Source organism: Actinoplanes sp. NPDC026670 (assembly GCF_040638175.1).
In the GTDB taxonomy this organism is placed as follows: domain Bacteria; phylum Actinomycetota; class Actinomycetes; order Mycobacteriales; family Micromonosporaceae; genus Actinoplanes.
Genome location: NZ_JBEZXU010000001.1, coordinates 1 through 22523 on the forward strand (window position 1 = coordinate 1; position 22523 = coordinate 22523).

At 69.9% G+C, this 22523-nt stretch carries 15 protein-coding genes; 8 read left to right on the top strand and 7 right to left on the bottom strand.

Going from position 1 to position 22523, the window contains the following annotated elements:
• Positions 1-697: 697 nt before the first annotated feature.
• From AB0E94_RS00005 to AB0E94_RS00015, 3 genes are all read right to left on the bottom strand, one after another.
• Complete coding sequence (locus AB0E94_RS00005; protein WP_360319866.1) at positions 698-1714, bottom strand: hypothetical protein; 1017 nt, start codon at positions 1712-1714, stop codon at positions 698-700.
• Positions 1715-1893: 179 nt separating this feature from the next.
• Positions 1894-2412, bottom strand: coding sequence for a MarR family transcriptional regulator (locus AB0E94_RS00010; RefSeq protein WP_360319869.1), 519 nt, complete (start codon positions 2410-2412; stop codon positions 1894-1896).
• Between the two features lie 17 nt (positions 2413-2429).
• Positions 2430-3764 carry a glutamine synthetase family protein gene (locus AB0E94_RS00015; RefSeq protein WP_360319872.1) on the bottom strand — a complete coding sequence of 445 codons (1335 nt, stop codon included), beginning with the start codon at positions 3762-3764 and terminating at the stop codon, positions 2430-2432.
• A 164-nt stretch (positions 3765-3928) separates the two neighbouring features.
• Here AB0E94_RS00015 and AB0E94_RS00020 point away from each other — a divergent pair, with 164 nt between their 5' ends.
• Genes AB0E94_RS00020 through AB0E94_RS00030 form a run of 3 tightly spaced genes read left to right on the top strand, consistent with a single transcriptional unit; the run spans position 3929 to position 6901 of the window.
• Positions 3929-5329, top strand: a complete 1401-nt coding sequence (locus AB0E94_RS00020) for an APC family permease (protein WP_360319875.1) — start codon at positions 3929-3931, stop codon at positions 5327-5329.
• A gap of 50 nt (positions 5330-5379) precedes the next feature.
• Positions 5380-6531 (top strand): MFS transporter, encoded by a 1152-nt coding sequence (locus AB0E94_RS00025; protein WP_360319878.1) that lies wholly within the window; start codon positions 5380-5382, stop codon positions 6529-6531.
• A 22-nt stretch (positions 6532-6553) separates the two neighbouring features.
• Positions 6554-6901 carry a hypothetical protein gene (locus tag AB0E94_RS00030; RefSeq protein ID WP_360319881.1) on the top strand — a complete coding sequence of 116 codons (348 nt, stop codon included), beginning with the start codon at positions 6554-6556 and terminating at the stop codon, positions 6899-6901.
• Positions 6902-6906: 5 nt separating this feature from the next.
• Here AB0E94_RS00030 and AB0E94_RS00035 read toward each other — a convergent pair whose 3' ends face one another.
• Positions 6907-7176, bottom strand: coding sequence for a hypothetical protein (locus AB0E94_RS00035; protein WP_360319884.1), 270 nt, complete (start codon positions 7174-7176; stop codon positions 6907-6909).
• Positions 7177-7403: 227 nt separating this feature from the next.
• Between AB0E94_RS00035 and AB0E94_RS00040 the strand changes: the two genes are divergently transcribed.
• Positions 7404-8108 carry a DivIVA domain-containing protein gene (locus AB0E94_RS00040; protein ID WP_360319887.1) on the top strand — a complete coding sequence of 235 codons (705 nt, stop codon included), beginning with the start codon at positions 7404-7406 and terminating at the stop codon, positions 8106-8108.
• Between the two features lie 57 nt (positions 8109-8165).
• Here the strand turns inward: AB0E94_RS00040 and AB0E94_RS00045 are convergent, their stop codons facing one another.
• Positions 8166-9800 carry a M28 family metallopeptidase gene (locus AB0E94_RS00045; protein WP_360319890.1) on the bottom strand — a complete coding sequence of 545 codons (1635 nt, stop codon included), beginning with the start codon at positions 9798-9800 and terminating at the stop codon, positions 8166-8168.
• Between the two features lie 204 nt (positions 9801-10004).
• On the opposite strand from AB0E94_RS00045, the gene AB0E94_RS00050 reads away from it, so the two are divergent.
• The 4 genes from AB0E94_RS00050 (at position 10005) to AB0E94_RS00065 (ending at position 14143) form a co-directional block, all read left to right on the top strand.
• Positions 10005-11492: a hypothetical protein gene (locus tag AB0E94_RS00050; protein ID WP_360319893.1), complete on the top strand. Its 1488-nt coding sequence runs from the start codon at positions 10005-10007 to the stop codon at positions 11490-11492.
• Positions 11493-11766: 274 nt separating this feature from the next.
• Positions 11767-12939, top strand: a complete 1173-nt coding sequence (locus AB0E94_RS00055) for a YbhN family protein (RefSeq protein WP_360319896.1) — start codon at positions 11767-11769, stop codon at positions 12937-12939.
• Positions 12940-12945: 6 nt separating this feature from the next.
• A complete protein-coding gene (locus AB0E94_RS00060; protein ID WP_360319899.1) occupies positions 12946-13731 on the top strand; it encodes a CPBP family intramembrane glutamic endopeptidase in 786 nt (261 codons plus the stop codon).
• 55 nt (positions 13732-13786) lie between these two features.
• Complete coding sequence (locus AB0E94_RS00065) at positions 13787-14143, top strand: VOC family protein (protein ID WP_360319902.1); 357 nt, start codon at positions 13787-13789, stop codon at positions 14141-14143.
• Positions 14144-14187: 44 nt separating this feature from the next.
• Here the strand turns inward: AB0E94_RS00065 and AB0E94_RS00070 are convergent, their stop codons facing one another.
• Together AB0E94_RS00070 and AB0E94_RS00075 are read right to left on the bottom strand one after the other, a co-directional pair.
• Positions 14188-17250, bottom strand: coding sequence for an RICIN domain-containing protein (locus tag AB0E94_RS00070; protein WP_360319905.1), 3063 nt, complete (start codon positions 17248-17250; stop codon positions 14188-14190).
• Positions 17251-17405: 155 nt separating this feature from the next.
• Positions 17406-22124 carry a family 43 glycosylhydrolase gene (locus AB0E94_RS00075; protein ID WP_360319908.1) on the bottom strand — a complete coding sequence of 1573 codons (4719 nt, stop codon included), beginning with the start codon at positions 22122-22124 and terminating at the stop codon, positions 17406-17408.
• Positions 22125-22523: the final 399 nt, after the last annotated feature.

The following is a 22523-nucleotide window of genomic DNA, read 5'->3' on the forward strand; positions in this document are numbered from 1 at the left end:
CTCGCTCGCCCGCTCGCCCGCTCGCTCGCCCGCTCGCCCGCTCGCTCGCCCGCTCGCCCGCTCGCTCGCCCGCTCGCCCGTTCGGCTCGGTCGCGGCCGTGACCGCGAGCCGTCGCTGAACACCGGAATGCGGGCGGTTTTACCACGCTGGGCGACGGCCGGGGGCTTTCGGCCCGTTCCGCAGGACCTGCTGCTGCCGGTTGCGTGCGTCGCGGGTCGGCAAGGGCTGCCGGTAGCGTTGACCAGCGCACACACTGGCCGATCGTGTGCTCCGGTACTTGCCCCGGCGGTGACAAGAGCACGCGCACGGCCGATCGTGAGCGTTCAGCCACGCCAGGACCACTACACGAGCACACACAACGTCAACGTGTGCGCCCGTCACCGCTACGGAGCCTGTTGCCTTGGGCCGCGACCTGCGACCTTGGCGCACCGAACATGGATCGCCGAGGCGGGACGCCGACACGGCCTTTTCTGATCGCGGTGAGCGATGCCTCCAAACGGCAGGCCCTACGGCGAGGTCTGCCAGTCGCACTCGACATGCCAGGCGGCGGAAGGTCCGCAGAGCGGGACGCGGCTCCGACCGGCTGTGGCCTCGACCGGCTGTGGCCTCGACCGGCCGTCGTTCAGCGCGGTAAAGCCGCCCGCATTCCAGTGTTCAGCGACGGCTCGCGGTCTCGGGGCCGGCTGCGGACGATGTCTAGCTGAGGGTGGCGGCCTGCAGGTCGATGTTGCCGCAGGTGGGGTGGTAGACGGCGGTCGCTGTCCAGGTCACGGTCAGTTCGGTGCCGGCGGCCGCCCGGTAGTGGATGTCGAAACGGGCCGTGCTGATCGCGTTCCGGTTCTCCAGGGTCTGGGTGGCGGTCGCCGCGCCGGGGACGGTCACCGTCAAACGGCCCGCGGCCATCCACACGCCGGCGTAGACACGCAGCGTCCGGGTGGTCGGGGAAGCCGGGGCACGCAGAGTGAACGTCGCGCCCTGGCCGCACGTGTAGACGCCGGTCGGGGTGCGCGTGGCGGTGTTCGCCGGGCTGCCGCCGGTCCACGTGTACAGCTGCGGGTTGTTGTCGTAGCGGCCCCGGGGTGTGCCGCCCAGGTCCTTGATCGCGGAGGCGCCGCGGCGGCGGTTCACCGAGGTGGCGTCGGTGAGGCCCCAGTGCACCCAGTCCTGCACGCCTTCGGAGCTCAGGTCGACGACCGCGGGGACCGGCGCGGCGGTGACCGAGACCGTGGGGGTCACCGGTTTCGCCGGGGTCGTCGGCGTCCGGGACGGCTGGGCCGGCGGGACCTGGGTGGCGACCGGCACCGACGGGATCGCGGTGGGCACGGGCGGGGCCGGCTCGGCCGACGGCTGCGGGGCGATCGACACCGGCGGGGTCGGCACCGACCACGGGTCGCCGGTCCACAGCGGCAGTGACGTGCCGGGGGTGGCGCCCGGGTCGGAGTCGTCGGCGATCTGCACCGCGGCGATCACCCCGAGCACGACGGCGGCCGATGCGGCGGCCAGGCGCCACCAGCGGCGGACGGCGCGGTGCCGGCCGGTGTGCACGGTTCCGGTGGAGGCGGCGGTGCCGGCGGCGGCTGACGTGGGCCCGGCGGGCAGGGCCAGTGGCCGGGTCGGGCCGGTGAGGGCCCGGCTGTCGTCGATCGGCCGGGCGCCCGGTTCGAGCCATCCGCCGATTCGGAGCGGACTGGGCTCCTCGCCGTTACCGTGCACTGCGGCGACTCCCCACGTCGTCCGGCCAAAGCTGAGAACGCCGACTAACATACGGCCTGCGTTCGCATCTGTCGATCACGTGGGATTCGGTGACCAAAGGCTCCGGCCCGGCGCTCGCGCTATGGCCTTGACCTGGGAAAACGTCGCGTGGTAGGTGGGTGCCTGAGTAGCTCGTACAATTAAGGTTGTTTATCTTTTAGGTCTTCGATGTCGGTGACGATCGTGCGCAGAGACGCCGTGAGGTCCTTTTTCCGGCGTTCCGAGAGGCCGCTGACCACGCGCGATTCGATCGCGTTGAACCGCGGGAAGATCTCTTTCATCAGGTCGATGCCGGCCGGGGTGAGGCGCAGGTCGACGAGGCGCCGATCGTCCTGGCGCTGCTGTTTGGTGAGCAGGCCGCGGGTCTCCAGGGTCTTGACGACGCCGGTGAGGGTGCCCTTGGAGATGGCGGCGGCCTCGGCGGCGTGGCGCGTCTCCAGGCCGTCCCAGATCCAGACGACCCAGAGCACCACGAAACCCGTCCAGCTGAGGTCGACCGGGCGCAGGACCTCGTTGGTGACGTGCCCCCGGACGGCGTTCGCGGCCCGGTAGATGCTGGCGACGGCCTGCGCCGACTCGAAGTCGAGGGCCGGGTCGAGCTGCTCCATGTGGGCGCGCGCGGCCCGCTCGGTCGCCACGAGCGAGTACTGGTCCGTCATGTGGGCGATCGTACGGGTCAGAGGTGGTAGGAGTATTCGCGGAACTCCCAGTCGGTCACGTGCCGATGGAACCGTTCCAGCTCGTTGCGCTTGTAGTCGAGGAAGGTCTTGACGAATTGGGGACCGAGCAGCGTGCCGAAATCGGTGTCCGCCTCCAGCGCGTCGAGGGCGGTCCCGAGGTGCTGCGGCAGGAGTTCGGCCTTGGACCTGTCGTAGCCGTAACCGGCGAGCGGGGCCGGTGGGGCGAGCGCGTCGCGGATGCCGAGCAGCGCCGCGGCGAGCATGCCGGCGATGGCGAGGTACGGGTTCGCGGTCGCGTCGCCGAGCCGGAGTTCGAGCCGGGTCGCCCCGCCACGCTCGGGTGGGATCCGGATCATGGCGCTGCGGTTGTCCAGCCCCCAGTCGATCAGCCAGGGCGCGAGCGTGTCCGGCCCGAAGCGTTTGTACGAGTTGACAGTCGGGTTGTTCAGTGCGGCGAGCGCGGGCGCGTGCGCGATGATCCCGGCGATGGCCGACTCGGCGAGCTTGGACAGGCCGTCCGCACTGGCGAAGGCGTTCCCGCCCTGCTGATCCAGGGCCGAGAAGTGCAGGTGGAAACCCGACCCGCCCTCGTCGTTGAACGGCTTGGCCATGAACGTGGCGAGCCGGTCCTCCATCCGGGAGAGCTCCTTGACCGCGGTCTTGAACCGGAACGCCCGGTCGGCCGCGTCGAGCGCCGCCGAATGCCAGAGGTTGATCTCGAACTGGCCGCTGGAGAACTCGTGGTTGGCCGCGACCACGTCGAGCCCGTACCCGTCGAGCTGCCGCAGCTTGCGGATCAGGATGTTCTGCGGGTCGCCCTTGCGCCCGGTGACGTAGACGTTGCCGGTGGCCTCGCCGTACCGCCGCCAGCCGCCCGCCCCGTCCGGCTCCAGCACGTAGAACTCCAGCTCGGGTCCGACGACCGGGTTCAGGCCGAGAGCGTGGAACGCGTCGACCACCCGTTTCAGCACGTTGCGCGGGCTGGTCTCGCAGACGCTGCCGTCGGCGTCGTGGATGTCGGCGATCACGTGCGCGACACCCTCCTCCCACGGCACGTCGTGCAGCGTGTCCAGGTCGGGGACGGCGATGACGTCGGGCAGGCCGTCGCCGATGCCGCCGTCGATCGGGACGACGTCACCCATCGGGCTGGTCGCGAAGACCGACTTGCAGAACGCGACCCCGCCGGCCGCGGCCCGGGGGAGATGGGTGACGAGCAGGTCGCGGCCGCGTTCGGCGCCGGTCAGGTCGGCGTAGCCGACCCGGAGCACGTCGATGCCGCGCGCGGTGAGCTGTTCGGCCGTCTCGGCCAGGCGAGCGGGGTCGAGGAACACGGCGCCTCCCAGGGTCGTTTGGACCCGTACGATAGGAGTCGGAGGTCCCGTACACAAGGGTCGCCGGTAACAACCGCGAGAATTCGGCAAACCGTTGACATGGGCGAGTTCGGCGGCGCACTCTTCGGACCCAAACGTTCGTAGCCGAACGACCTGGAGCCCGAATGAGCGTCTCGACCGATCGACTGAAACCCAACGCGCTGGGCGTGGTGGGCATCCTCTTCTTCGTCTTCTCCGCGCAGGCCCCGCTGACCGGCATCGCCGGCGCCGCCCCGCTCGCCATCGTGCTCGGCAACGGCGCCGGGCTGCCGATGGCCTACCTGGCGGCCGGCCTGATCATCCTGCTGTTCTCCATCGGGTTCGTGGCCATGGGCCGGCACGTGGTGCACGCCGGCGCCTTCTACGCCTACATCGGCCGCGGCCTGGGGCAGATCACCGGCATCTCCTCAGCTGCAGTCGCTTTATTCGCATATAACGTGATCCAGGCAGCCATGTACGGCCTGTACGGCGTGATCGTCGAAGGCCTCTTCGGGTTCGGCCCGTGGTGGCTCTGGACGCTGCTCACCATGGCGATCGTCCAGGCCCTCGGCGCCCTCGGCATCGACATCGGCGCCCGGGTCCTGGCCGTCCTGGTTGCCGCCGAGTTCAGCCTGCTCGGCGCGTTCGCCCTGGTCACCCTCTTCACCGCGGACAACCTCGCAGCCGGCGAGGTGTTCTCCCTGGACACCGCGCTGGCCGGCGCGCCCGGCGTGGCCCTGATGTTCGCGATCGCGTCGATGTTCGGGTTCGAGTCCACCGCCATCTACGGCGAGGAGGCCCGCGACCCGCAGAAGACCGTGCCCCGCGCCACCTACCTCGCGGTCGTCATCGTGTCCGGCTTCTTCGCGTTCGTGACCTGGATGCTCGTCGCCTACTACGGCCCGCAGAACGTGGTGGGCGCGGCCGGCGCGGCCCTGGACGCCGGGGACGGCGCCGGGTTCGTCTTCGCCGCGGTCGGCGGCCAACTCGGCGACTGGACCGGCAAGGTCCTCGAGATCCTGCTCGCCACCTCGCTCTTCGCCGGCATCCTGGCCTTCCACAACTCGATCACCCGGTACCTCTACTCGCTCAGCCGCGACAAGGTGCTGCACCACTCGGTCGCCCGCCTCAACCGGCGGCACTCGCCCGGCCTGGCCGGTGCCATCCAGACCGCCTGCGTCCTGGTGCTGGTGCTGCCGTTCGCGATCCTCGGACAGGACCCGGTGCTCACCCTCTTCTCCTGGTTCAGCGGCGTCGCGGTGGTCGCCATGATGGTCAACTACTTCCTCACCAGCGTCTCGGTGATCGCCTTCTTCCGCCGCGAGGTCCCCGGCAGCCCGGTCCTCACCACCCTGATCGCCCCGCTGCTCGGCGCGATCGGCATCGCCCTCGCCGTCTGGGTGATCCTCGCCAACTTCACCACCCTGATCGGCGGCACCACGGCCACCGCGGCCTGGCTGATCGGCACGGTGCCGGCGGTCGCCCTGGCCGGCCTCGCCGTCGCGATCGCCCGCCGCGGCGTGATCAACCCGCACGTCGTCGACTAGCGGAAACCCACCGGGCCCCCGGCCCACCGGTCCATCGATACGGTGGGCCGGTGGGCAACCTACTGGCGCTGGCCGCCGCGGCGTTCTGCTACGTCGCCACCGAGACGATGCCTATCGGCATCCTGACCCTCGTCTCGGGAGACCTCGGCGTCCCACCCGAGGCGATCGGTCTTTTGATCACCGGGTACGCCGTGACGGTCGCCATCGTGACCATCCCCCTGACGTTCGCCACCCGGAACGTGCCCCGGCGCCGTCTCATGATCCTGCTGGTGGCCGTCCTGGTGCTGGCCAACCTGCTCTCCGCCGCCGCGCCGTCCTACCCGGTGCTGCTCGGCGCCCGCCTGCTGGCCGCCCTCTCCCAGGCGATCTTCTGGGCCGTGGTCTCCCCGGTGGTGGCGGCCATGTTCGACGTCACGGTCCGCGGCCGGGTCGGCGCCGTGGTCTTCGCCGGCGCGTCCCTCGGCCCGATGCTGGGCGTCCCGGCCGGCACCTGGATCGGCCAGCAGTACGGCTGGCGGGCCGCCTTCCTCGCCCTGTCCGCGCTGGCCTTCGCCGCCTTCCTGGCCCTGGTCGCCGGCATGCCCGCGGTTCAGGTTTCGGCCACCCACGCGGCCACCGGCACCAACCCCGACCGCCGGCGGTACGCGATCCTCGTCGCCGTCACCACCCTCGCCGTGGCCGGGCTGTACGCGTCGTTCACGTACACCGAGGTGTTCCTGACCCAGGTGACCGGATTCGCGGCCGCCGCCGTGGCGCCGCTGCTGCTCGCCCGGGGGATCGCCGACTTCGGCGGCATCGCGGCCGGCGGCTGGGCCAGCGACCGATGGCAGCGCGGCGCGGTGACCGGATCGGTGGCCCTGCTCGCCGCCGCCCTGATCACCATGTACCTCACCGCCGACGACCGGGCCGCCACCGTGCTGCTGCTGGCCGTCACCGGGTTCGCGATCGGCGCGCTCACCCCGGCACTACAGAACCGGGTGCTCGAAGTCGCGCCCGGCAGCACCGACATGGCCTCGGCCGGCAACTCGGTGGCCTTCAACATCGGCATCGCGGCCGGGTCGCTGCTCGGCGCGGCGGTCCTCGACGGCCCCGGCGCCCGGGCCACCACCCTGGCCGGTGGGGTGCTCGCCCTGGCCGCCCTGGCGCTCTTCCTGGCCGAACCGGTGCTCACCCGGCGTACCCCCGGGGTCATCCGCAGGTGATCGCCCTGGCAAGCTTCGGCAGGTGGAAGCACTGCGGCTGATTCTTCTCTTCATTCACCTGGTCGGTTTCGCCCTGTTGCTCGGCGGCGCCGTCACTCAGTTCGTGTCCGGAAAGTTCCGGATCAACCCGGCGGTCCTCTGGGGCGCGATCATCCAGCTCGCCAGCGGCATCGCCCTGTCGGCGCCGCTGCGCGGAGGCGGCGACGACGAGCCGAACCCGGTCAAGCTCGGTGTGAAGCTGCTTTTCGCCGTGCTGATCTTCATCATGGTGTTCATCCCGCGCAAGCGCGAAGAGGTCAACAAGGGGCACTTCATCGGGATCATCACGCTGACCCTGGTGAACGCCGCGGTCGCCGTCTTCTGGCACTGAGAACCTTACGGACAGTACTCTTCCGCGCCCGCCTGGAAGCCCCGGTCGAAGCCGAGGTCGAACCCGCGGGTGTAGTCGGTGGCCTCGTAGGTCTGCGCCCGGATCGGCTTGGCACAGTCGGTCCGGGCGGCAGCCATGCCTCTGTCGAAGCCGTCCTGATAGCCCTGCTTGAACTGGCGGCCGTCAGCCGGAGCGGCGACAGCGGGCGCCGGAGCGACCGGGCCCAGAACCGCCGTGACCAGCAGCAGCGCGATGCCGAATCGTCTCGCTTTCATGACCTTCAGAATCTACGCGGCCTGCTCGCCCCCTGTGCGGCGAACGGAAGAACCCGCGAATGAGTGTGATGCGGACGGCGTGGGCGTGCGCGGCGGGGCGGGCGCCGGTAGTCTCGGTCGGATTCTTGTGGGTAGGAGGCCCGCTCGATCACGCCCACGGCAGGGGCACCGGGCCGTTGCGTAGGATTTCTGGCCGCACGACCCAACCAAGGGAACCGAGGAGCACGATGCCGCTCACTCCAGCAGACATTCACAACGTGGCGTTCAAGAAGCCGCCGATCGGGAAGCGTGGATACGACGAGGAAGAGGTCGACGCCTTCCTCGACGAGGTCGAGTCCGAGCTGACCCGGCTCCTGGAGGAGAACGGCGCTCTCAAGGACCAGCTCCAGCGCGGTGGTGGCGGAGGCGGCGGCAACCCGGCCGCGACGATGGTCCTCAACAACGAGTTCGCCGACCTGGCCGCCCAGCTGGAGCGGCTCCAGGAGGCCCGGGCCCGGGCCGAGCAGAACGCCCGTAACGTGCAGGATCAGCTTCAGCGCGCCCGCAGCCAGGCGCCGTCGGGGGCGCTGCCGGCGCTCAACGCCGCCGACGACGACCGCAACTCGCGGGTGCTGATGATGGCCCAGCGGACCGCCGACGAGCACATGCGCGACGCGCAGCGCGAGTCCGAGACGCTGATCACCGGCGCTCAGGGCAAGGCCGACCAGCTCGTCAGCGAGGCCCAGATCAAGGCCGCCACGATCGAGTCGGACGCCCGGCGCAACCACACCGAGGCGATGGACAGCCTGGTCGAGAAGCGGTCGGCGGCGCTGGACGAGATCGAGCGGCTCGGCCAGCTCGCCACCAGCTACCAGGAGGCGCTGACCAACCACGTCCAGCAGCAGCTGATGGACCTGACCGCGGCGCCCGAGCCGGGCGGCCGCGACATCTGACGCCGTTGTACGGAGAAGGCCCGCCCCGATGGGGCGGGCCTTCCGCGTTTCAGCTGCTTACGCTTCCGGGTGGTGCGGCTCGTGGCCGCCGTCGCCGGTGTTGAACGTGCCCTGCGGACCGGCCGGGGCCGGCAGCTTGAACGGCTTGCCGGGGACCGGCTTGCCCTTCACGCCGTTCACCGGCTCGGTCGAGAAGGCGTAGGTGAGCTGCGCGAACGCGATCAGGTCGCTGTTCACCTCGAGGGCCTTGCGGTCCAGGTTGGTGATGTCGTCGCCGGCCGCGTGGTAGTTCGGGTCGAACGACGCGCCGGCCGTGCCGCCCCAGATCGTGGCCTGCTGCTCGGTCTTGACCACCTCGGCGCCGGTGAACAGGCCACCGGACGGGATGCCCGCCTCGATGAACGCCTGGTAGTCGCTGCGGCCGGAGAACTCCGCATCGTCGTACGGCAGCTTCTTCCACGTGTAGTACGACTCGAACAGGTCCTCGAGCGCGGTCGAACCCTCCGGCACCACGACCGGCGCCGGGAACGACGACTCGTCCGCGTCGTACACCTGGAAGATGTAGTTCGGCGAACCGACCATGTCGTAGTTCAGGTAGAGGGCGATCTTGTCCTTCTCCGCCTGGGACAGCTCCGCGACGTACGCCGCCGAACCGAGCAGACCCTCCTCCTCGGCGCCCCACCAGGCGAACCGGAGAGTGTTCTGCGGCTTGATCTTGGCCAGGGTCAGCGCCGTCTCCAGGATGGCGGCCGAACCGGAGCCGTTGTCGTTGATGCCCGCGCCGGCGGTCACGCTGTCCAGGTGCGAACCGGCCATCACCACGTTGTCCCGGTTCTTACCGGGCAGTTCGGCGATCACGTTGACGTCGGTCCGGGTCTCGGACGGCAGCACCCGTACGTGCGCCGTCGAACCGGCCACGGCCAGGGCGGCGCCGTCGGCGAAGCTGGCGCCCACCACCGGGATCGTGACGCCCGGGTCGTCACCGAGCGTGCCGACGATCAGGCCCTCACGGGTCGGGTCGTTGCCCTGGTTGAACAGGACCACGGCCTCGGCCCCGGCCGCCTGGGCCGCCTGCGCCTTCACGACGAAGTTGCAGGTGCCGCGCTGGATCAGGGCGATGTCGGCGGTCCCGCTGAAGTCCAGGCCGGTGAAGTCGGCGGCCTCGCAGCCGCTGCTGCTGGCCCGGTCGCCGGTCAGGTTGACGTCGACCGGGATGACCTTGCCGGTCACGTCACCGGACGGGCTGTTGGTGAAGGCGCCGGTCTCGTACGACGCGGCAGCCGGGGTGATCTGGTCCAGCACCGCCGGGAACACGAACTGGAACTCGAACGGGTCCAGAGTGACCTTGTATCCGGCCTTACGGAGCAGCCCGGACACGTACTTGACGCTGTCCGCGTAGCCCTTCGTGCCGGCCGCCCGGCTGTCCGGGTAGACCGGGTCGGTGCTGCGGTCGGCGATCTTCTGGAACTCCTTGAGGTGCTTCAGCACCCCGTCCACCGTCACGCATTTCAGCACTTCTGCATAGGTGTCGTTCACCTGCTTGGCGCACGGGTTGTATCCACCGTGCCCATGGTGGTGACCGCCGGCCGATGCGGCGGTGGCCGGGGCGACGGTCAGCACGGTGGCGATCGCCGCCGCACTCAGGACACGGACCGAACGGCGCCGGGTTGGCGCCACGTCGTCGTGACTCATCTACGGATTCTCCTGTCCATTTCGGAGCTCGCATCACCGTAAAAGAAGCGGGTGTCGATGGCCACCGGCTGAAATCGTCCCGTCCTGCGTGATATGCGGCGGACCGGGACTCGCCAGTCGCGGGTTTCGGCCGCCGTCACCGATTACGGGAGGTGTCTCGGGTTATCGGCTAATCATGACAAAGCGGTCATTACTCTCCGTATGGTGCCTTCTTCTGGTCTTTTTCGGTCATTCGGCGCGCTCGTCGCCGGGGTCGCCCTGGCTGCCCTGCCCTGGTCGCCGGCCGCCGCGCATCCCTACGACGAGATCGTGCAACAGGTCCAGCTCACCGCCGGAACCGCCGCGCTCGAAGTCGAACTCGTCGTCACACCCGGGCCGCTCGTCGCGCCGGCCTTCGCGCGGACCTTCGACGGCGACGGGGATTCCCAGCTCAGCGTGGTGGAAACGGGTGCGCTCGTGGCTCGGCTCACCGGGGCGCTCAACGTTCGGGTCGACGGGGCGGACGCGCCGCTCACCATCACCGGGAGCAGCCTGCCGCCCTTCGCCGACCTGGCCGCCGGTGGTGCGATCACCGTCAGCGGCACCGCGCCGATGCCCGCCGGCGCCGGCCGATTCGAGGTCACCCAGGCGTTCGATCCCGGACAACCGACCAGCGTCCAGACCAACGTCGTCCTCGACCGTTCGGCGGGCCGAGGCCCGGGAGAAATCACCCGCAGTGACGATGGGCGGGCGATCAGCGTCCGGCTTTCCCCAACCGGCGACGGTACGGGCCACCGCATGCTCGACGCCCTCCGCGAACCACTGTCGTCACCGTGGGCGCTGCTGCTCCTCATCGGCGTCTGCGTGGTCCTCGGCGGGTTGCACGCCCTCACCCCCGGCCACGGGAAGACCATGCTGGCCGCCTACCTCGTCGGCTCCCGGGGGACACCGGCGCAGGCGCTCGCCCTGGGCGGCGTCATCACCGTCACCCACACCGGCTCGGTGCTGCTGATCGGCGCCGTGGTCCTGCTGGCCGGCCACTACGTGGTCCCGGGCGTGCTGGCCCCACTCCTGCAAACCACCACCGGAGTGATCGTCCTGGTGCTGGGCCTGCGCCTCACCCACCGCCGCTGGTCCGACCGCCCCCACACGCCCGTAGCCGACCCGCAGGCCCCGGTTGCGGCTGCTGTTCCCGGCGCATCGTCCCATGATCATCGCAATGCTCCCTGGTCTCGCCACGGACACGGGTTCGGACATGGACACGGGCACGGGCATGGACAGGGGCATGGACACGGACATGGACAGGGGCATGGACACGGGCATGGGCATGGGCATGGGCATGGGTATGGGCCGGTGAACGGGCACACCGTGCAGGTCCTCGGCGCCGTCCCGGTGAAGGCCCGGATCCGCGAACTCGCCGCGATGGGCGCCGCCGGCGGAATCATCCCCTGCCCCGAGGCGCTCGGCGTGCTGATCCTGGCGGCCGGCCTGAACCGGACCGCCCTGGGCCTCGGCATGATCGTCGCCTTCAGCGCCGGCCTGGCCGCCGTCCTGGTAGCCCTCGGCCTGGCCCTGGTGACCGCCCGGGACCGGATCGCCGCCGCCCGCCCAGCCGCGAACAGCCCCCTGCTGACCCGCCTGCCCCTGCTCTCCGCAGCCCTGGTGACCATCCTCGGCATCACCATGACAGTCACCGGCCTGCTGAACCTCTGAAAACCAAGACCGCGAGCCGTCGCTCAGCACCGGAATACGGGCGGTTTCACCGTGCTGGGCGACGGCTGGGGCCGTGGGCCGTCGTTGAGCGTGGGAATGTGGGCGGTTTTACCGTGCTGGGCGACGGCTGGGGTCGTGAGCCGTCGTTGAGCGTGGGAATGTGGGCGGTTTTACCGTGCTGGGCGACGGCTGGCGGGGTTGCGGCCCGGGCCGGCGGGGTTGCGGCTCGGGTGGGTGTGGTGTGGAGCTGAGGGGCGGCTGAGGAATACCGCGGGTGCGGTATGGCGGAGGCCCGCGCTGGGAGGACGACGGGGGAGCGGACGGCGAGCAGGCTGAAGGCGTGACGTCGATCGTGGAGAGTGCCGCCCGCGGGATATCGCCGGCCGGGTGGCGGTGGCTGCGGGTAGGGCTGTTCCTGCCGGTCGGGGTGGTTGCCGTGGTCGCTCTGCGGGGGCGGCTGCCGGACGTGGCCGAGGTCGGGCGGATTCTGCTCGCGGCTGATCCCTGGTGGACCGCGGCGGCGGGTGGGGTGGCGCTGTTGTCGCAGATGGCGTTCGCGGCACAGCAGCGGCGGCTTCTCGCCGGGCTCGGCGTGGACCTGCCGCGCGGGCGGGCGGTCGCTCTGACCCTGAGCCGGTCGGCGATCAGCATGGCGGTTCCGGCCGGGTCGGCGGTGTCGGCGGCGTTCGCGTTCCGGGTCTATCAGCGGCACGGGGCCAGCAGCACCGTCGCGGCGATCGTCACGGCGGTGTCCGGGATCCTGTCGGCGGCGGCGCTCGGGCTGCTCTACGGGGCGGGCTGGCTGGTGGCCAATCCGGGGACGATCGGGCTTGTGATCGGGGGCGGTGCTCTGGCCGTACCGCTGACGGGTTTGCTCTGGAGTGGTCAGCGGGACCGGATCGCCCGCGTCGCCCGGCGGACCGGTCTGCGGTGGCCGGCCCTCGGGGCGGCCGCGCGGGGGCTGCGTGATCTGCCGCGGCACAGTTGGCTCGGTGCTCTGCGCGCGGCCCTGGTGAACTGGTCCCTGGACATGTTGTGCCTGGCCGCGGCGGCGGTGGCCTGCGGTGGGACGCTCGGGTGGGGGCGGCTCGCGTTGATCTACCTGGCGGTGCAGGTGGTCCGGCAGGTGCCGATCACGCCGGGCGGGGTCGGGCTGATCGAGGCGAGCATGCTTGCCGGTCTCATGGCGGCCGGGATGCCCGAGGCGACCGGGGCGGCGGTGGTGCTGTTGTACCGGCTCGCCTCGTTCTGGATGATGCTGCCGCTCGGCCTGCTCGGATGGTTCCGGCTGCGGGGCGAGCCGGTGCGAGGGCGGGGTCGGGCTGCGCGAGAGCCGGGGCGAGGGGAGGGTCGGGCTGTGCGAGAGCCGGGGCGAGGGCGGGGTCGGGCTGTGCGAGAGCCGGGGCCGGCGGCGGTTGCTGTTCGGGCTGGTGATCGATCATCATGATGCGTCATGGCGGACATGGACGGGATGGTCGGCTCCGGGCTGATCGCGGGGGTCTTCGGCGTTCTGTTGCTGAGCACGGTGCTGGGTGTGATCAGGCGGCGGCAGCTGCTCGAGGCGGTGGCCCGGGATCGCGCGAAGTTCTTCCGGAACAGCATTCTCACCATGGTCGGCCTCGTCGTGAACGGGCTGCTCGCTGTGGCGATCCATCCGGATCTGACGCTCGGTGACGTCGGCTGGCGGGCGCCCGAGGGGAACTGGCAGGACTACGTCTACACCGGGTACTTCCTGGTGCTGCTGCTGGCCGTCTATCTGCGTTCGCGGAAAGGACCGCTGGCCGCGTCGGTCGAGGTGCTGCTGCCCCGCACCGGCCGGGAGCGGTGGCTGGCCGGTGGGACGGCGGTCGCGTTCGGGATCGGTGAGGAGTTCCTGTACCGGGGGCTTCTGCTCGCGGTCGGCACCGAGCTGCTCGGGCTGCCGTTGTGGGTCGCGGCGGTCGGGAGCTGGGTGCTGTTCCTGGTGGCGCACGTCTATCAGGGCGGGCGTGCCCTGATCACCGTCGGGCTGCTCGGGCTGCTGTTCACGATGATCTACGTGAGCTCGATGAGCCTGGTGCTTCCGATGCTCGTGCACACCCTCTGGGACGCCGTCGTGTTCCTGCTGATCCGCCCACGGCCAACGGTCGAGACGCCGATGATCGAGACGCCGATGATCGAGACGCCGATGGTCGAGACGCTGGTGGTGGAAGAACCGGTGGAGACACCGCTCAGGCTACGCGCCGCCGCGCCGGACTGAATTCGATCGGGAAACCGGAACCGGAACGTCCGGAATGCTTTCTAGCATCGCCGGTATGGCTATCGCACGTTTCCCCACCACCGTCATCGACTGCCCGGACCCGGCCGCGCTCGCGAAGTTCTACGGCGAGATGCTCGACTGGAAGGCCGAGGTCTCCGAGGACTGGGTCGATCTCAAAGCCGACTACGGGCAGTGCATCTCGTTCCAGCAGGTCGAGAACTACCGGGCGCCGGTCTGGCCGGGCCAGGAGGCGCCGCAGCAGTTCCACCTCGACGTGGTCGTCGACGACCTCGACACGGCCGAGGCCGCGGTGCTCGCGCTCGGCGCCACCAAACACCCCCACCAGCCGGGGACCACGTTCCGGGTCTTCCTCGACCCGGCCGGGCACCCGTTCTGCCTCTGCCTGAACTGAAACGAACAAGCCTGAGCTGACAGAACGAGCGCCCGGAAAGCGGGTCAGTGCTTGCGGACGAGCGTGACCCGGTAGGTCGTCTGCGCCGAACCGTCCTCACTGGTGGTGACGACGGTGCGGACGCTGCCGGAGCCGGTGACCGCGACCGTCGCGTACGGGTCGGCGGTCACCGCGGTCACCTCGACGCAGGACAGGTCACGTACCGGCACCCGCCAGTTCGTGACGGCCGGGTCGAACCTCGTGATCGGCACGCCGTCGACCAGGATCGACGTGACCGAGGCGTCTGCGCTGCGGCCGGGCGCTGCGGCGTACACCTGAAGCTCGGAGACGGTCAGGTAGCCGTCCGGTGTCGGGGTGAGCTGGAGGCACAGCGGGCCCGGGGTGACCGGGATGTCGACGATCGTCGACGTGACCGCGATCGGTGACCCGCTGACCTGGCAGCCGCCGGAGGCGGTCGAAGTGCCGGCCTGGACGGTGGCGGCGATGCCGCCGCCGGACGAGTTGTCGCGGTAGAAGTGCAGCACCGCCCGGCTCGGCGAGGCGCCGGCCGGCAGGGTCGCGGTCAGTGTCTCGACCGGGTTGCGGCCGGACCCCTTCCAGTTCGACCAGGCCTTGTCGGTCAGGTTGCCGTTGGTGAGCCCGGCCGTCGAGTAGCCGGGCTCGGTGTAGGAGGCGCTCACGGTGACGCCGTCGAGCAGCCCCTCGGACGGCGCGGTGACCTGCACCCGTACGCTCGCCGGCAGGGTCTGTCCGGGAACGATCGTCGCGGTCCCGGCCACCGTCACCACACCGAGCCTGCTGTAGTCGCCGGCGCCCCAGGTGGCGGGGACGGTGGCCCGTCCGCCGTTCCGGCCGATCGCGGTCACCGTGGCGGGCATGGCCGGGAGGCCTCCGGCGAAGGTCTTGGCCCGGGTCGGTTCGGTCGACGTCCACACGTCCACGGTCACCTTGGCGGTCGCGGCGACCGCCTTGCCGAGCACGTCGGTCGCGGTTCCCTTGACCAGCACCACGCCCGGTTTGCGCCATTTCGACGCGGCGGGCAGGGTCCAGGTGACCGGCAGGGCGCGGCTTTCGCCGCTGGGCAGGACGGTGGTCACCGTCGCGGGGAGCGCGGGCGCCAGTCCGGGCACGGTGTGGGCCAGAGCGATTTCGGTACGGCCGACCGTCTCGTCCTTGAGCGTCCACCGCTGGTTCGCCCCGGAGGTGGGCAGATAGGTGCCGACCCGGGATCCGTCGGTGGTGGCCTCCCCGTTCACGTCGAGCAGGCGACGCGCGCCCACGTTGATCAGTGTGTAGGTGCCGTCCCCGGTGGTCGAGAAACGCCACAGTGCACCGTCGTCGACGGTCCCGGCCGTCTCGGCGACCGCGTTTCCGTCGCGGACCGCCAGCCGCTGCCCGGTGCCCGCGTTGATCAGCTGGTACTCCTCGTGCCCGGCGGCCGGCTGCACGGTCCACAGCTGGTCGGCGGCCGTGGTGTCGTTGGTGCGGATCACGATGCCGGTGCCGGACGGTGTCAGCGACCGCCGGCTGGGCACACCTTCGAGGCGGTAGGTGTGGCCGGCCGGCAGGTGCGCCGCGCCGGTGTCGGTGGCCGAGCTGACCAGGAAGGTCGTCACGGACTGGGCCGGGACGGTGAGGGTGGCCCGCTTGTCGCTGACCCGTACGGCGGCGCCCTTGACCAGCTTGCCGCTCGCGCTGGTGACGACCGGGGTGACCGTGGAGCGCTTGCCGATGCCGAGCTTCGACAGGTCGAGGGTCACGTTCTCGGCGGTGGCGGCCGGGTTGGCGTGGACCACGGTCAGGCTGTCGGCGGAGAGCGCCGCGACGCTCCGGGTTCCGTCGACCTTCACCAGGTGGTCGCCGGGGCGGATGTAGTGGGTGAAGTTCCGGATCGTGTCGAACTTGGTGTTCGCCTGGATCGGGCAGGTGGCCAGGGTGTCCGTGGCCGTGCAGTCGAACGGGATGTGGATGGCGCCCCACTGGAGGTTGCCCTCGGCGATCATGTTCTTGGCGTCCTCGACCGGCTGCCACAGCACCCAGGCCGACGGCTCCAGCTCACGCAGGTCGTCGATGATCCGCTGGGCCATGCCGAGGCCGGAGTCCATGCTGGTGAAGTCCTTGCCCCAGCTGCCCTCGACCTCGCTCATCCACAGCGGCTTCTGTTCGGCCTTGGCGATGTCGCGCACGCTGGTCCGGCGGCCGGTGCCGTAGGTGTGCACGTTGATCCGGTCGACCGCGGCCCGGGCGGCCGGGGTGAGGCCGTACCAGTCGGTGACCAGGGTCCCCGGGTTGGTCTCGTCCGGCGCCGCGATGGCACGGTCCGGCGCGGCGCGGTCCAGCGCCTCGATCACCGCGGCCTGCGAGGCGGGCCCGGCGTGGGCGCCTTCCTGGCGGCCCCCGGTGGGCTGGCCGTCCGAGCCCAGGGTGGTACGCCAGTAGTTCGTGTTCGGCTCGTTGAGCGGCTCGATGGTGTCGACCGTGATCTGGTGCGTCTTCTCCAGGAACTCGGTGACCCGGGTCAGGTAGGTCGCGAAGTCGTCGAGTGTCTCGGGCCGGATCTGGTCGGTGTTCGGGTCGAAACCGCCGCTCACGTACCCGCTGACGGTCTGGAACCAGGGCGGCGAGTTGCTGAACGTCTCCCAGTGGTCGACCCGGCTCTTGATCTTGTCGACCCACCAGCGCTGGTTGGCGTCGGCCTGCCAGTTCCAGTGCTCCGGATTGTCCGGGTCCCACCAGTCCTTGTCGGCCGGCGTGTACGTGGCCGGCGCCTTCCACCAGCCCGGCACGGCGCCGCCGGGCCGCAGGTAGGGCTTGACCGTGGGCGCGTTGCCGCCGCCGATGTTGTAGCGGGCGATGTTGAGGTTCAGCCCGTTCGCCCCGAAGAGCATGTCGGCGAGCTTGTTGCGGATCTCGTCGGGGTAGCCGCCGGTGACGTCGGCGAACCAGGCGAGGCTGGTGCCCCAGCCCTCCCACTCCGGCCCGTGGTAGCTCGGGTCGATGGTGATGGTGGTCGCGGCGGTGGCGGCCTCGGCGGCGTGGGCCGCCGGTGGTATGGCCAGAGGCGAGGCGGCCAGCACCGTGGCCGCGAGGAGCGCTCGAATTCTCATCGAAGTCCCTAGGTTCGTCGGCCGGCTTCCGGGGCTGTCCGGAGGACGCCGGAACAGCACGGGAGCCGGCCAGGTGGGATGTTTACGTAAACATTCGGCGATATGGATGTCAACGGGGAGCGGGCCGGGGATGCCCCCGACCCGCTCCCGCCGCGTCAGGAGACGATGCCGCCGCCGTCCAGGCCGGCGTCGCTCACCTCATGGACGACCTTTCCGGTACGGGTCTGCCAGACCCTGATGTGGATCCGGTCCTTCCGCCCGTCCACCGCCGTGACCAGCACGCTGTAGCCGGACACGCCGTTCCACGTCCCGCTGCCCAGCAGCAGCCCGGCCGGCCCGCAGACCAGTGCCGGAGTCAGGTTCGCCGACTCGAAGACACCCTTGGGCGCGCTGATCCACGCCTTCCCGGTGGTCTTGCCGGACCTGGCCACGAACGCGAAGTCCGTCGTCCCGCTCCAGCCGCTGCCCGCCAGGTAACCGGCCTTCGGCTGGTAGACCGCCACGAACGGCAGCACGCCACTCGCGGTGGCCCCGTCGTCGTCGCTGACCGTCACCGACGGCCGGTACAGACCGGCAGCCGTGTACTGGTGACGGACCGTGCAGACGCCCGCGGCCACCACTCCGGCCGACGTCGAACCGTCGCCCCAGGTGGCCGTACAGCTGAGGGTGTCGGCAACGCCCGCGTCGCGGACCGTGACCTTGCGGACGACCTCGGCCTTCGTGGCGACCGGCGCGTCCGGCGCCGGGTGACCGGCCGGAACCGTGACCGACGGGACCGCGTTGACCACCGTGATCGTCGCCGTGTCGCTGCTGCTCCCGGCGGTCAGCGTGACCGTGTAGGAACCGTTGTCGGCGCAGGTCAGCGTGGTCGCCGCAGCGTGCGGGTCGGCGAAGGCGCAGGCGGTCGAGTTCACCGTCCACGTCGGCCGGTTGGCGCTGTTGGAGACCGTGCCGGCCAGGGCGATGGCACTGCCCTCAGGCCCGCCGGTGTCCGGACCGGCGCCGGCGACGGTCACCGGAGCGATGCTCTCCAGCGTCGGCACGACCGGCTTGATCGCCCCGTCCGCCGTGAACTCCAGCCTGTCGATCGTGGTCTCCCGGTGCGTGCCGTCACCGCCCGGAATCGCGAACCGGTGATAGGCCGTGTACCAGTCGTCGGACCCCGGCACCCGGACCACCGAGTGGTGACCGGTGCCGAGGATGCCCAGCGACGTGTCCTTCGACAGGATCACACCGACCCGGTCGCTCCACGGCCCGAGCGGGGACGAACCGGTCGCGTACGCCACCCGGTAGTCGGCGCTGCGGGTGTCGTTCTCCGACCACATGAAGTAGTAGACGCCGCCCCGCTTGATGACGAAGCTGCCCTCGTTGTAGTTCGCAGGCTTGTACGTCTTCACCAGCGCGGGATCGAACGAGACCATGTCGTCGTTCAGCGGCACCTGGTACGAGTTGCCGTTGCCCCAGTACAGGTACGACTTCCCGTCGTCGTCGGTGAACACCGCCGGGTCGATCATCTGACCCGGGTAGGTGCCGCCCGCGACCAGCGGCTTGCCGAGCGCGTCGACGAACGGGCCGGCCGGTGAGTCGGCCACCGCCACACCCAGGTGCTTGGCCGTGTTGCCGGTGGCCAGACCGCCGGAGAAGTAGAAGTAGTACCTGCCGTTGTGCTGCGCGATCGTCGGCGCCCACGCGCTGTTGTCGGCCCACGACACGTCCGGCCCGAGGTCCAGGATCACCCCGTGGTCGGTCCAGTTCACCAGGTCCTTCGAGGACCAGGCGTGGAACTGGGTGCCCGACCAGCCGGCGAACCCGTCGGTCGTCGCGTGGATCCAGAAGGTGTCGCCGAAGACCGAGATGTTCGGGTCGGCGTTCAGCCCCGGGAGGATCGGCGACTTCATGACCAGGGCGCTGACCACCCATGACCGTTTTGTGCCTTTGCTATCGGTCACTTCATAGGTGACCGGGCTGGTGAAGTCCTGCGGTGCGGTGGGGCTGATGCTCGAGCCCGCCGCCAGCACGAACGACGGAGCCAGCCTCGTGACGTCGGTGCCCGGCTTGACCGGCAGCTTCACCGTGCCGTTCGTGTCGTCGATGATCGCGTCGGCCTTCAGCTCCGGCAGCGTGACCCCGCCGATGCTCGTGGTGCGGCCGGCCAGCTCCAGGATCTCCGAAGCCGGCAGCGCGACGTCGTAGATCCGGAAGTCGTCGACCTCACCGGCGTAGTACGGGTCGGCCGAGTAGAGCGAACGCCCGACGTAACCGCTGTAGTTCTTCGACGCGTCGTACAGGTCGGACGGCTTGACCGTGACCCCGGTGGCGCTCGCGACCTTCGTGCCGTTCAGGTACATCGCCGCGTTCGACCCGTCGATGGTGACCGCGAGATGCTGCCAGCTGCCGCCGGGCAGCGCGGCGCTGTACGACATCTGCTTCTCGGCCTGCCAGGACCCGGTGGTGATCGCCGAGAAGAGCACATTGCTGCCGTTACGCGGGCCGGTGAACAGGTACTTGTTGCTGTCCGGGCCGAGCGCGTAGATCCACTGGTTGATCGTGGTCGACGCGGTCCACTTCGCCCAGACCGACACCGTCGCCGCCTGCGCGCCCTTCAGCACACCGTTCGGGATCGTGACGTACGGCGAGCTCGAGCCGCCGGACATCTTGAACGAGCCGTCCTGGACACCGGTGCCCCACGCCGGAGTGCGCACGTAGGTGCCGTTGAAGTCGTTGCCGGAGGTGTCCCGGGCGACCGTGCCGCTGGTCTCGTCGAACTGGTAGCGCAGCCGCAGGCCGATCGACGGGGTGGGCGGCTCCTCGTACTTCGCCGAGATCCGGTCGTACTCGGCCTTCGTGACCGGCAGGATCGTGCCGTGCCGGGGCCGCGACGGCAGGCTGTACGTCGGCTCCGGCGTCCACACCCCCGAGTTCAGGTCGGTCGTCGAGAACGGGACGTAACCGCGGCCGCCGTACTCGTCGATGAACAGGTACCACTTGTCCTCGGTGTTCGACTTGAAGACCAGCGGGCCCTCGCCCTGGCTCAGCGCGCCCGAGCCGATGCATTCGGCCTGGAAGTCCCAGTTCGTGCTGAGCAGATCGGTCGACTTCTCCTGGATCAGGAACTTGCTGCACGGCGAGTTCGACGAGTTGTTCCGCTCGTCCTTGGTGATCCGGTGATAGACACCGTTGTGCTCGATCACCGTCGAGTCGATCACCGAGTAGCCGGGGTCCTTCCACACCTTCGGCTCACTGAACGTGCGGAAGTCACGCGTGGTCGCGTACATCATCTTGTTGTAGGTGCTGCCGGTGTGGTTCGGGTCGCTCTCGGCATACAGCTTCGACGCCCAGAAGACCACGTAGGCGCCGAGCTCCTTCGAGTAGAACGCCTCCGGAGCCCACGTGTTGCCGGCCGTGTCCGGGGAGACCTTCACCAGGCGCTGATCGGTCCAGTTGACCAGGTCGGTCGACTCCCAGACCATGATGGACTTGCTGCCGGTGCGCTGGGACGCGTCCCAGTCGCCGTTGCCGTAGATCTTCAGATCGGTGGCGATCTGGTAGAACTTGTCGCCCTCCGGCGAGCGGATGATGAACGGGTCCCGCAGGCCCTGCGTACCAAGCGTCGACGTCAGCACCGGGTTGCCGCTGTTGATCTCACGCCAGCTCAGCGGGTTGTTGCCGTTGCTCAGGGCGTTGTAGACCTGCTCGCCGTTCGAGTAGCCCTCGCCGGTGAAGTAGCTGAACAGGTAACCCTCGAACGCCTCTTGCGCCGGCAGCGCGGGAACCGTCGCGGTGAACTCACGGGACGCGGTGGCCGTTCCGACCGTGACCGTCGCCGTCAGCGTGACCGTTTTTGACTGCTCGCCGGTGGCGGGGCGGTGCACCACGCCGTCGGTTGCGATCGTCGCCGGGTCACTCGACGTCCAGGTCGCCGTCGTGGGGAGTGTCAGGTTTCCCCGTACATCATCGAGGTTGTGGATCGTCAAAGCCTTGACCGCGGCCTCCGCATTGGCCGCATCGTCGAAGGCGGCCTTGACCGTCACCTCGAAGGTCTTGGTGCCGGACCGGTTGCCGCGGCTCAACGCGGCGGTCAGCGTCGCGTGCGCGTCCGGCTCACCGGCCGGCGGGCGCACGATCTTCCCGGCGTCGCTGATCACGTCCCGGTTGCTGGAGGTCCAGGTGACCTTCGAGCCGTACGGGGCAGTCGACGGCAGATTCAGATCAGCGGTGAGGCCACTCGTGTCGCCCAGATCGAGTGCCGCGACATCGGCCGTGACCGCCTCGGTGTTCGCGCTTACGGCCAGAGTCTCCACCTCGCCCGCGTTCAGTGCCCGGTCGTAGACACGCACGTCCCGCAGACGGCCCTTGAGCAGCCGGTCGCCCGTGTAGTTCGACTTGCCGAAGTAGTTCGCCGTCGTCGTGCCGCCGCCGATCGCGCTCGGCAGCACACTGACCGCGGTGTTCGTGGCGACCGCGACGCCGTCCTCGTAGAGGGTGCCGGTCGTGCCGGTCTGTGTGTACGTGACCGTCTTCCACGTGCCGCGGGCCAGGTTGTGGCCGTCGGCGGGGCGGGTGTTCTGCTCGCCGGTCCAGTTGCTCAGCGAGATCGCGTTCCGGTAGCCGTTACCCGTCGCGAACAGGTAACCGTTGCCGTAGCCGGTGGACGTGTCGGTGTTGCCGAACCCGTAGAGGAAATACGGGGTGCTCTGCGTCGCGTCGATCTTCACGTCGAACGACACACTCACCGAATCGAGCGACTTCAAAAGATCATTAGGGGCTTTGATGTACGTGTCCGAGCCGTTCAGCCCCAGACCCTGCCCCGACTCCCAGGCGGGGGTGCCGACGACAGCGCCGTCCCGCCCGTTCCCGGACGAGTCGACAGCCACCGATCCGGCTGCTTCGTCCAGTTTGTACCAGAGGACCAGTCCGTCGGCGGCTTGCGCGGGCGACGGAACAGTAAAGGAACCGGCCACAACGGCCAGTGCGGTGAGGGGCGTTAACACAAAAGCTCTGCGGCGCCCGGAGCGCCTGCTCATCAGCATGTTTCTCCCAGCCGAGGACGACCGCGCCCACCAGCCGAGACTAGCGCGCGCGTAACGGGGGTGTTGCCAGAGTGTTAGCGCTCACAGCCGCCGCGTCAAGAACTTGTCACGCCATTTGTTTCTCCAATGTGTCCGCCCGCCCGCCGCCGCCCCGATGCACACCGACCAGCGGCGCACCCGAACAGCCGGCCCGGCCGGGACCGTGAGCCGTCGCTGAGCGCTGGAATGGGGACGGTTTGACCG

Excerpts from the sequence above, each read along its gene's own strand:
- AB0E94_RS00045 (WP_360319890.1), bottom strand. The coding sequence starts at position 9,800 with ATGAGTCACGACGACGTGGCGCCAACCCGGCGCCGTTCGGTCCGTGTC.
- AB0E94_RS00010 (WP_360319869.1), bottom strand. The coding sequence starts at position 2,412 with ATGACGGACCAGTACTCGCTCGTGGCGACCGAGCGGGCCGCGCGCGCC.
- AB0E94_RS00065 (WP_360319902.1), top strand. The coding sequence starts at position 13,787 with ATGGCTATCGCACGTTTCCCCACCACCGTCATCGACTGCCCGGACCCG.
- AB0E94_RS00070 (WP_360319905.1), bottom strand. The coding sequence starts at position 17,250 with ATGAGAATTCGAGCGCTCCTCGCGGCCACGGTGCTGGCCGCCTCGCCT.
- AB0E94_RS00035 (WP_360319884.1), bottom strand. The coding sequence starts at position 7,176 with ATGAAAGCGAGACGATTCGGCATCGCGCTGCTGCTGGTCACGGCGGTT.
- AB0E94_RS00060 (WP_360319899.1), top strand. The coding sequence starts at position 12,946 with ATGGCGGACATGGACGGGATGGTCGGCTCCGGGCTGATCGCGGGGGTC.
- AB0E94_RS00020 (WP_360319875.1), top strand. The coding sequence starts at position 3,929 with ATGAGCGTCTCGACCGATCGACTGAAACCCAACGCGCTGGGCGTGGTG.
- AB0E94_RS00040 (WP_360319887.1), top strand. The coding sequence starts at position 7,404 with ATGCCGCTCACTCCAGCAGACATTCACAACGTGGCGTTCAAGAAGCCG.